Below are 10872 nucleotides of genomic sequence, written 5' to 3' on the forward strand. Positions count from 1 at the left end.
TAAGACCCTCGATTCACGCAAAGCCCCTCCTGCACGAACCAGCTCGACCCGATCGCGGTGCCGGGGGCAGGATCCGGCTCACCGCCTGAGTCCTGGAGAAGGCGAGGACCTGAGCATGGGATCCACTTCTGCCGAGAACGAGCGGGCGACCGGCGTCGGTCGTCGCGATCTGATCAGGCGTTCGGCCGCACTCGGCCTGATCACCATCCCCACGATGAGCTTTCTGACCGGTTGTGCCAGCGGTGGCGGGGGGAACGGAGAGAAAGCCGCGCCGGGGGAGAAGACCGAGAAGAATCCGCTCGGCGTCAACAACTCCGCGCAACTGGAATTCGTGCTGTTCGACGGCGGATTCGGCAAGGAATACGCCGAGGACGCCGTCAGGATCTATGAGAAGGACTTTCCCGGGGCCACCGTCAAGTTCTCCGCGACCCAGAAGATCCAGACGACCCTTCAGCCCCGCTTCAACCAGGGCAGCCCGCCGGACCTCATCGACAACTCCGGCGCCGAGCAGATGGACATGGGCGTCCTGGCCGGCAAGGACCAGCTCACCGACCTCACCCCGCTGCTCGACGCGGCGTCGTACGACGACCCGGGCAAGAAGGTCCGTGACACCCTGCGCCCCGGCATCGTGGAGATGGGCCGGCTCGACGGCGAGCCGGTGCGGATCCTCTACTACGCCTACACGGTGTACGGCGTCTGGTACTCGCGAAAGGCGCTGGACTCGCTGGACGCCGAGTATCCGCAGACCTGGGACCAGATGCTCGCCGTGTGCGCCGCCGCCAGGAAGAAGGGCGTGGCGGGCTGGACGTACGCGGGCAAATACCCGTACTACCTGCCCTTCTCGCTCTACCCGATGATCGGCAAGGTGGGCGGGGCCGAGGTGCTCGACGCCATTGACAACCTGGAGCCGAACGCCTGGAGACACCCGGCCGTCAAGGCGTGCTTCGAGGCGTACTACGAGCTGTACGCGAAGGGGTACGTCCTGAAGGGGACGCCGGGGCTCGACCACATCCAGTCCCAGACCGCGTGGGCCCAGGGCAAGGCGCTGTTCCTCCCGAACGGCTCCTGGGTGGAGAACGAGTCGGCGAACGTCATCCCCGCCGACTTCGACCTCGCCGTGTCCGCGCCGACCGGCATCGACGGCTCCGACAAGCTGCCCTTCGGGACCATCTGGGCCTCCGGCGGCGAGCCCTTCATCGTCCCCGCCAACGCCAGGAACCCGGCGGGCGGCATGGAACAGCTCCGCATCATGCTGAGCGAGGCGTCCTCGAAGAACTTCACCAGCAAGGTCAAGTCCCTGACCGCGTACGACGGCGGCACCGACGGCATCACCCTCACCCCGGGTCTCCGATCGGGCGTGGCGGCGCTCGAACTGGCCGGGGACAACGTGGTGAATCCGCGGGTGCAGGACTGGTACGTCAAGCTCCAGAAGGAGCAGATCGGCGTGTCCGGGCTGGGCGAGATGATGGCCGGACGGCTCACCCCGGCCGAGGCGATCAACAAGATCCAGGCATACGCCGACGAGACCGCCCGGGACGACTCCATCCAGCACTACCAGCACCAGTAGACCGGGCGGCGATCAGGTGAGGATCCGTCAGCAGCGTCTCCACCCGCGCAGAGAGCGTCTCCACCCGCGCACAGAACGAGGGCGGTAGCGATGCGGCACGGCAAAAACCGGTTCATCGTGGGGTTCCTCGTGGCACCCCTCGGGGTGTACATCCTCTTTGTCGTCTGGCCGTTCCTCCAGTCCATCTACTACTCGTTCACGGACTGGACCGGCCTCAGCCCCGACTTCACCATGGTCGGCTTCGACAATTACGAACGCATGCTCGACGACGACGTCTTCTGGAAGTCGTTGCAGCACAGCCTGCTGTTCGCCCTGCTGCTGCCACTGGTGACCATCGGCATGGCGCTGTTCTTCGCCTTCATGATCAATGTGGGCGGGCGGAAGCGGAAGGGCGGCCCGGCGATCCGGGGGGTGCGCGGGTCCGGCTTCTACAAGATCGTCTACTTCTTCCCGCAGGTGCTGTCGATCGCGATCGTCGCGCTGCTGTTCGCCTTCGCCTACAACCCGGACAGCGGCGCCATCAACTCCCTGCTGCGCGGGATCGGCCTCGACAGCGTCCAGCCGCTCTGGCTCGGTGACCCGGACCTCGCCCTGTGGGCCGTGATGGCGGTCCTGGTGTGGTCCACGGTCGGCTTCTTCGTGGTCCTCTTCTCCGCGGGCATGGCGTCCATCCCGGCGGATCTGTACGAGGCGGCGCTGCTCGACGGCGCCGGGCGGGCCGACACGTTCTTCCGGATCACGCTGCCGCTGCTGTGGGACACCGTGCGGTCCGGGTGGGTCTACCTGGGCATCCTCGCCCTGGGCGCCGAGTCCTTCGCCGTCGTACAGATCATGACGACCGGACCCGGCGGGCCCGACTACTCGACGACCGTGATGGTCCTGTACGTGTACCAGAAGGCGTTCCGGGACGGACAGGCTGCCTACGCCACCACCATCGGCGTCGCCCTGCTCGTCGTCACCCTGGTCTTCGCCGCCGCCGTGATGCGGCTCGGGCGGCGCGAGCGGCTGGAGTACTGAGACCGATGAGGACGACCGAGACACCCGCCGCAGGGCCCACCGGGCCTACCGGGCCTACCGAGTCCGGCGGCCCGTCCGTCGGCAAGACCGTCGGGCCGGGCGACGGCCCACCCCCGCCCGAGAAGACGCAAGGCGCCGTCCTCAATGTCTTCTCGCACGGCGTCCTGGTCATCTGGGCGATCATGGTCGTGCTGCCGCTGCTGTGGGCGGTGACGACCTCCTTCAAGGACGACCGCTCGATCTTCACCTCGCCCTGGTCGCTGCCCGACCGGCTGCACTTCGAGAACTGGTCGCGGGCCTGGACCGAGGCCAACATGAGCGACTACTTCCTCAACACCGTCCTGGTGGTGGGCGGCTCGCTCATCGGCACCCTGCTGCTCGGCTCGATGGCCGCCTATGTGCTGGCCCGGTTCGAGTTCCCGGGCAACCGGTTCCTCTACTACCTGTTCATCGGCGGCATGAGCTTCCCGATCATGCTCGCGCTGGTCCCGCTGTTCTACGTGGTGAACAACATGGGCCTGCTGAACACCATCCACGGCCTGATCCTCGTCTACATCGCCTACTCGCTGCCGTTCACGGTGTTCTTCCTGACGGCGTTCTTCCGTACCCTGCCGACCTCGATCGCCGAGGCGGCCTTCGTCGACGGCGCCTCGCACTCGCGTACGTTCTTCCAGATCATGCTGCCCATGGCCAAGCCCGGCCTGGTCAGCGTGGGCATCTTCAACTTCCTGGGCCAGTGGAACCAGTACATGCTGCCCACGGTCCTCAACACCGACCCGGACAAACGCGTCCTCACCCAGGGCCTGGTGCAGCTCGCCGTCAGCCAGGGATACAAAGGGGACTGGTCCGGTCTTTTCGCCGGCCTCGTGATGGCCATGCTGCCGGTGCTCGCCGCGTACATCGTCTTCCAGCGACAGGTGGTGCAGGGGCTGACGGCGGGCGCCCTGAAGTAACGCTCCGGATTCCGTTGTGCGCACGCCGTTCCCGGTGCAGGGCAGCGGCCTACCAGGCTGTGTGCTGCATGGGGATCTAGTTCAACCTCTTGACGGGAGGTGACCCGAACAGCTCAGCTTAGAGTTCACTAGTTGGACATAGACGGGGCCCCATCGAAGCGGCCCCGTGCGCAGGAGGTCGTCGTGGAGACTCCGGGGTCGCAGTCGTCGCTGCACCGAGCCAACCTGGAACGGGTGGTACGGGCGGTACGGCTCGCGGGATCGCTCACGCAGGCGGAGATCGCCCGCACCACCGGCTTGTCCGCGGCCACCGTCTCGAACATCGTGCGGGAACTGAAGGAGCGCGGGACCGTGGAGGTCACGCCCACCTCCGCAGGCGGACGCCGGGCCCGCAGCGTCTCGCTGAGCGGGGACGCCGGGATCGTGATCGGCGTGGACTTCGGGCACAGCCATCTGCGGGTCGCCGTCGGCAACCTCGCCCACCAGGTGCTGGCCGAGGAGGCCGAGCCGCTGGACGTGGACGCCTCCGCCGCCCAGGGCTTCGACGCGGCGGAAGAGCTGGTCAACCGCCTGATCGCGGCGACCGGAGTGGACCGTACGAAGATCGCCGGGATCGGCCTCGGCGTGCCCGGACCCATCGACGTGGAGTCCGGCACCCTCGGCTCCACCGCCATCCTGCCGGGCTGGACCGGCACCCGGCCCGCCGAGGAACTGCGCGGGCGTCTCGGCGTCCCGGTGCACGTGGACAACGACGCCAATCTCGGCGCCCTCGGCGAGCTGGTCTGGGGCGGCGGCAAGGGGGTCAAGGACCTCGCCTACATCAAGGTCAGCAGCGGGGTCGGGGCCGGTCTGGTGATCGACGGGAAGATCTACCGGGGGCCCGGCGGCACCGCCGGGGAGATCGGGCACATCACGCTGGACGAGTCCGGGCCGGTCTGCCGCTGCGGCAACCGCGGCTGCCTGGAGACCTTCACCGCCGCCCGCTATGTGCTCCCGCTGCTGCGCTCCAGCCATGGCAGCGACCTCACCATGGAGGGCGTCGTCCGCCTCGCCCGGGACGGCGACCCGGGCTGCCGCCGGGTGATCGCCGACGTCGGACGGCACATCGGCAGCGGCGTCGCCAACCTCTGCAACCTGCTCAACCCCAGCCGGGTCGTCCTCGGCGGCGACCTCGCCGAAGCCGGTGAACTGGTGCTCGGCCCGATCCGCGAATCCGTCGGCCGCTACGCCATACCGAGCGCCGCCCGCCAACTCACCCTGCTCCCGGGCGCGCTCGGCGGCCGGGCGGAGGTGCTGGGCGCGCTCGCCCTCGCGCTCAGTGAGATGGGTGATTCGGCACTTTTGGACGGCACCCTCACGTCCGCCGCACCCGCCTTCACTTAGAGAACGTATGGCACCGTTGCCATCTCGTTAAGGATTTACTTCTTGACGCCGTACGTGTGGCCGAGTTGACTTCCAGCCACCTCGGCCGCAACGACGCGGCCTCGTCAGGGAGGTTTCTGAAGTGAACACGCGTATGCGTCGTGCCGCAGTAGCCGTCGCAGCAGGTGCGATGGCCGTCTCGCTCGCCGCCTGTGGCAGCGCCGAGGAAGCGGGAAGTGACAGCGCCGACTCCAGCAGCTCCGCCCCCGCGAAGGGTGATGACATCAAGGTCGGCCTTCTCCTCCCGGAGAACAAGACCGCCCGCTACGAGAAGTTCGACCGCCCCCTGATCGAGAAGAAGATCAAGGAGCTGACGAACAACAAGGCGGAGATCCAGTACAACAACGCCCGCCAGGACGCCAACCTCCAGGCCCAGCAGGTCGACACGATGATCACCAACAAGGTGGACGTGCTGATCCTGGACGCCGTGGACGCGAAGGCGATCAAGAACTCCGTGCAGAAGGCCGTCGACGCCGGCATCGAGGTCGTCGCCTACGACCGGCTCGCCGAGGGCCCGATCAGCGCCTACACCTCCTTCGACAACGTCGAGGTCGGCAAGACCCAGGGCGAGGCCCTCCTCGCGGAGCTGGGCGACAAGGCCGGTGACGGCGAGATCGTCATGATGAACGGCTCCGTCACCGACCCGAACGCCGCCATGTTCAAGGAGGGCGCGCACTCCGTCCTCGACGGCAAGGTCACCGTCGGCAAGGAGTACGACACCAAGGAGTGGTCGCCGGACAACGCCAACGCCAACATGGAGGCGGCGATCTCGGCGATCGGCAAGGACAAGATCGTCGGCGTCTACTCCGCCAACGACGGCATGGCCGGCGGCATCATCACCGCCCTGAAGGCCGCCGGGATCGACGTCCCGGTCACCGGCCAGGACGCGGAACTGGCCGCGGTGCAGCGGATCGTCGCCGGTGAGCAGTTCATGAGCGTCTACAAGCCGTACGCCCCCGAGGCCGACGCCGCCGCCGAGATGGCCGTCGCGCTCGCCAAGGGTGAGCCCCTGGACGCCGTCGCCAAGGACAAGGTCTCCAGCGACAGCGCCACCGACGTCCCGTCCGTCCTGGTCCCGGTCACCTCGCTGACCCAGGACAACATCAACGACACCGTCATCAAGGACGGCGTCTACACGGCCGCCGAGATCTGCACGGCCAAGTACAAGGCCGCGTGCGACGAGCTGGGCATCGGCTGAGCACCGACTCCGTATCGACTGATCACCGGCTCGACAGCGGCTGAGCTTCGGCTCGGCACCGGCTGATCACCCGCTCGGCAGCGACCGAGCCCCGGTCGGCCCGAAGAACTCCTCCGGCGCCCCGTATCCCGCCCCGCTAAGCAGTGCGGGGCGCCGGACGGAATCTTCCTCCCCCCACCAGTCCCCCCAGTCTTTGCAGAACCCTTCCGCCGGGTCAGGCGGCGAAGGAGATGGTTCACGTGTCCGCTACGCCCGTGCTGGCGTTGCGCGGGGTCTCCAAGCGGTTCGGTGCCGTCCAGGCGCTCACCGACGTAGAGCTTGAGGTCCACGCCGGTGAGGTGGTCGCCCTGGTGGGCGACAACGGCGCCGGAAAGTCCACGCTGGTCAAGACGATCGCCGGCGTGCACCCCATCGATGAGGGTGTCATCGAATGGGACGGCCGGGCCGTCTCGATCAACCGGCCGCACGACGCCCAGTCCCTGGGTGTCGCGACCGTCTACCAGGATCTCGCCCTGTGCGACAACATCGATGTCGTCGGCAACCTGTTCCTCGGCCGTGAGCTGAAGCGCTTCGGGGTGCTGGACGAGGTCGAGATGGAGCGCCGCTCGCGCGAGCTGCTCCAGACGCTGTCGATCCGCATCCCCAGCGTCCGTATCCCGATCGCCTCGCTCTCCGGCGGTCAGCGCCAGACCGTGGCCATCGCCCGCTCCATGCTCGGCGAGCCCAAGCTGGTCATCCTCGACGAGCCCACCGCGGCGCTCGGCGTCGAGCAGACCGCGCAGGTGCTCGACCTCGTGGAGCGGCTGCGCGAACGCGGCCTCGCGGTCCTGCTGATCAGCCACAACATGGCCGATGTCAAGGCCGTCGCCGACAAGGTGGCGGTGCTGCGGCTGGGCCGCAACAACGGCGTCTTCGAGGTCAGGACGACCTCCCAGGAGGAGATCATCTCCGCCATCACCGGCGCCACCGACAATGCCGTGACCCGCCGTGCGGCGCGCGCGACCGGGGAGGTATCCCAGTGAGCAGCCTTGACAAGACCTCCCCGGCGGACGCGACGCCTGTGGGGAACCCCGAGGCCGCCGCAGCCGCGGTGACCGCCGTCGACCCGCGGCTGCTGGTCCGCGAGCAGGGCTTCGCCGGATACCTCGGCGAGTTCAAGCGCAAGATCCGCGCCGGTGAGCTGGGCTCGATACCGGTGATCATCGGCCTGATCGTGATCTGCGTCGTCTTCCAGAGCATGAACTCGGCGTTCCTGTCGGCGCAGAACATCAGTGACATCACCGTCACCATGGTCGGCACCGGCATGATCTCCGTCGGCATCGTCTTCGTGCTGCTGCTCGGCGAGATCGACCTGTCCGTCGGCTCGGTCAGCGGCGCCGCCAGCGCCATCGCGGCCGTCCTCGCGGTCAACCAGGGCTGGCCCGAGTGGGCGGCGGTGCTCTTCGCGATCGGCGCGGGCGCGCTGATCGGCGCGGCGCACGGCTTCTTCTTCGCGGTGCTAGGCGCCCCCGCCTTCGCGGTCACGCTCGCCGGGCTGCTGTTCTGGCTCGGGTTCATGCTCCAGACGCTGGGCGAGAACGGCACGATCAACCTCGACAGCGACGGTCTGATCGGCAACCTCACGACGTACTTCTTCACGGATGTGGCCGCCGCGTACGGCCTCGCGGCCGTGGTGACCGGTGTGTTCCTCGTGACGTCGTTCCTCGGGAACCGGCGCCGGGAGGCCGCCGGGGTGCCGTCGCGGCCGATGAGCGACACGCTGCTGCGGACCGTGGTGCTGGGTGTCGTCTCGTTCGCCGCCGCCTTTATGTACAACCAGTACAAGGGGCTGCCGCTCGCGACGGTGATCTTCCTGGTGTTCCTGGTCGCGACGGACTTCGTGCTGCGGCGGACGTCGTACGGGCGCAAGGTGTTCGCGCTCGGCGGCAGCGTCGAGGCGTCCCGCCGGGCCGGTATCAATGTCACCGCCGTACGGATCTCCGTCTTCGCGATCTCCGGTGGGTTCGCGGCGATCGGCGGGCTGTTCCTGGCGTCGAAGATCGCGTCCGCGAACCAGAGCGCGGGCGCGGGGGATCTGCTGATGAACGCCATCGCCGCCGCCGTCATCGGGGGAACGTCGCTGTTCGGCGGGCGGGGGCGGACGTGGAACGCGCTGCTGGGTGTGCTGGTGATCGTCTCCATTCAGTACGGGTTGCAGCTTGAGTCGATCGCCGAGCCGGTGAAGTACATGATCACGGCGGGTGTGCTGTTGACCACGGTGGTGATCGACTCCGTCACCCGGCGTACGCAGAAGACTGCGGGGCGGGCCTGATCGGGGGATCGCCGTAGGGGTTCCGGTGGGTTGCCGGGTGCCGGTCGGCCGTGGCTGGTCGCGCAGTTCCCCGCGCCCCTTAGGGGGTGGTGGTTGCCCGGCGATCCAAGAAGAGGCCCTCCAGCTGGTTTCAGTGCCCCGGCATCGAACACGGTGTCGGGGTACTGGTATGTCATACGTAAGGGTGCTTGTGGGTAGAGCCGATCGCGTGATGTATGACGCACGGTCCGGGCACCGGGGCTCGGGGCGGAAGATTAGACTCGACGAGCCCGGCAACCGCTCGAACGGCTCTACTGCAAGGAGGCACGGGTGCCGCTGTTGACCCGCATCAGGGGACCGCGTGATCTGGACCGGCTCAGCCAGGAGGAGCTGGAGCAGCTGGCGGGGGAGATCCGCAGCTTCCTGGTCGACGCCGTGTCCAAGACCGGCGGCCACCTCGGCCCCAACCTCGGTGTGGTGGAGCTGACCCTCGCCCTGCACCGGGTGTTCGAATCGCCCAAGGACAAGGTCCTCTGGGACACCGGCCACCAGGCGTACGTGCACAAGCTGATCACCGGCCGCCGCGACTTCGGCCGGCTGCGCGCCAAGGGCGGCCTGTCCGGCTACCCCTCGCGCGCCGAGTCCGAGCACGACGTCATCGAGAACAGCCACGCCTCGACCGTCCTCGGCTGGGCCGACGGACTCGCCAAGGCCAACCAGCTGCTGAAGCGGGACGACCATGTCGTCGCCGTGATCGGCGACGGCGCCCTGACCGGCGGCATGGCCTGGGAGGCGCTCAACAACATCGCCGACGGCGACCGGCCGCTGGTGATCGTCGTCAACGACAACGAGCGGTCCTACGCGCCCACCATCGGCGGCCTCGCCAACCATCTGGCGACCCTGCGCACCACCGACGGCTACGAGCGTTTCCTGGCCCGCGGCAAGGATCTGCTGGAGCGCACGCCGGTCGTGGGACGGCCGCTGTACGACACGCTGCACGGCGCCAAGAAGGGCCTGAAGGACTTCATCGCCCCGCAGGGCATGTTCGAGGACCTCGGGCTGAAGTACGTGGGCCCGATCGACGGGCATGACATCGAGGCCCTGGAATCCGCCCTGAACCGGGCCAAGCGGTTCAACGGGCCGGTCATCGTGCACTGCCTCACCGAGAAGGGGCGGGGCTACGAGCCCGCCGAGCAGGACGAGGCCGACCGCTTCCACGGCATCGGCCCCATCCACCCCGACACCGGACTGCCCATCAAGACGTCCGCCGCGAGCTGGACCTCCGTCTTCGGCGACGAGATGGTCAAGCTGGGACGCGAGCGCGAGGACATCGTCGCCATCACCGCCGCGATGCTCCAGCCGGTCGGCCTGAAGAAGTTCGCCGAGGAATTCCCCGAGCGGATCTACGACGTCGGCATCGCCGAGCAGCACGCCGCCGTCTCCGCGGCCGGACTCGCCACGGGCGGGGCGCACCCCGTGTTCGCGGTGTACGCCACCTTCCTCAACCGCGCCTTCGACCAGGTGCTGATGGATGTCGCCCTGCACAAGTGCGGAGTGACGTTCGTTCTGGACCGGGCCGGGGTGACCGGCGACGACGGCGCCTCCCACAACGGCATGTGGGACATGTCGATGCTCCAGGTCGTACCGGGCCTCAGGATCGCCGCCCCCCGGGACGCCGAGCAGTTGCGGGCGCAACTGCGCGAGGCCGTGGTCGTCGAGGACGCGCCGACCGTGCTGCGCTACTCCAAGGGCGTCGTCGGTCCCGCCGTACCCGCCGTGGGACGCGTCGGCGGCATGGACGTACTGCGCCAGCCCGGCACCGACACCCCGGACGTGCTGCTGGTCTCCGTGGGCGCCCTCGCGCCCATGTGCCTGGACATCGCCCGGCTCCTCGACCAGCAGGGCATCTCCACCACCGTCGTGGACCCCCGCTGGGTCAAGCCGGTGGACGAGGCCATGGCCCCGCTCGCCGAACGGCACCGCGTCGTCGTCACCGTCGAGGACAACTCGCGGGTCGGCGGGGTCGGCTCCGCCGTCGCGCAGGCGCTGCGGGACGCGGGAGTGGACGTACCGCTGCGGGACTTCGGGATTCCGCCCCGGTTCCTGGACCATGCCTCGCGCGCCGAGGTGATGGCCGAGATCGGGCTGACCGCGCCGGACATCGCCCGGCAGGTCACCGGGCTGGTCGCCAAGCTGGACGGCAAGTACGGACAGGCCGCCGCCAGCGAGGTCGAGGCCACGCGCGACTGACACGCACGGCTGTCGAGGCGGCACGCCGCCGGGACACCCGAACGGGGGGGGGGGTCGGGCCAGCGCCAAGGGTGTGGGTGGGGGGGGGGGGGGGGCGGGGGGGGGGGCGGGGGGGGGGGGGGGCGCCGCCCGAGGGCGAGGGCGGGGGGCGGGCGAGCTGCGCGGGCGACGCGGT

General features: G+C 68.7%; 8 protein-coding genes. All 8 read left to right on the forward strand.

Annotated elements, in window-relative coordinates; all coding sequences use genetic code 11:
* Positions 1-115 precede the first annotated feature (115 nt).
* The 8 genes from ngcE (at position 116) to dxs (ending at position 10697) form a co-directional block, all read left to right on the forward strand.
* The gene (ngcE, locus tag ACFXAZ_RS17275) at positions 116-1567 is read left to right on the forward strand and encodes an N-acetylglucosamine/diacetylchitobiose ABC transporter substrate-binding protein (RefSeq protein ID WP_384591128.1); all 1452 of its coding nucleotides are present in this window, start codon (positions 116-118) and stop codon (positions 1565-1567) included.
* 90 nt (positions 1568-1657) lie between these two features.
* Positions 1658-2584 carry a carbohydrate ABC transporter permease gene (locus tag ACFXAZ_RS17280; protein WP_384591131.1) on the forward strand — a complete coding sequence of 309 codons (927 nt, stop codon included), beginning with the start codon at positions 1658-1660 and terminating at the stop codon, positions 2582-2584.
* A 5-nt stretch (positions 2585-2589) separates the two neighbouring features.
* Positions 2590-3537 (forward strand): carbohydrate ABC transporter permease, encoded by a 948-nt coding sequence (locus ACFXAZ_RS17285; RefSeq protein WP_384591134.1) that lies wholly within the window; start codon positions 2590-2592, stop codon positions 3535-3537.
* 183 nt (positions 3538-3720) lie between these two features.
* A complete protein-coding gene (locus ACFXAZ_RS17290) occupies positions 3721-4920 on the forward strand; it encodes an ROK family protein (protein WP_384591137.1) in 1200 nt (399 codons plus the stop codon).
* A 133-nt stretch (positions 4921-5053) separates the two neighbouring features.
* Positions 5054-6157 carry a sugar ABC transporter substrate-binding protein gene (locus ACFXAZ_RS17295; RefSeq protein ID WP_384591166.1) on the forward strand — a complete coding sequence of 368 codons (1104 nt, stop codon included), beginning with the start codon at positions 5054-5056 and terminating at the stop codon, positions 6155-6157.
* Between the two features lie 230 nt (positions 6158-6387).
* Positions 6388-7179, forward strand: a complete 792-nt coding sequence (locus ACFXAZ_RS17300; RefSeq protein WP_384591140.1) for an ATP-binding cassette domain-containing protein — start codon at positions 6388-6390, stop codon at positions 7177-7179.
* Complete coding sequence (locus ACFXAZ_RS17305) at positions 7176-8468, forward strand: sugar ABC transporter permease (RefSeq protein WP_384591143.1); 1293 nt, start codon at positions 7176-7178, stop codon at positions 8466-8468. The genes ACFXAZ_RS17300 and ACFXAZ_RS17305 overlap by 4 nt, the downstream gene beginning before the upstream one ends.
* A 309-nt stretch (positions 8469-8777) precedes the next feature.
* Positions 8778-10697, forward strand: coding sequence for a 1-deoxy-D-xylulose-5-phosphate synthase (gene dxs / locus ACFXAZ_RS17310; RefSeq protein WP_384591146.1), 1920 nt, complete (start codon positions 8778-8780; stop codon positions 10695-10697).
* Positions 10698-10872 lie beyond the last annotated feature (175 nt).

The sequence above is a fragment of the Streptomyces sp. NPDC059477 genome (genome assembly GCF_042749375.1).
Classification (GTDB): Bacteria; Actinomycetota; Actinomycetes; order Streptomycetales; family Streptomycetaceae; genus Streptomyces.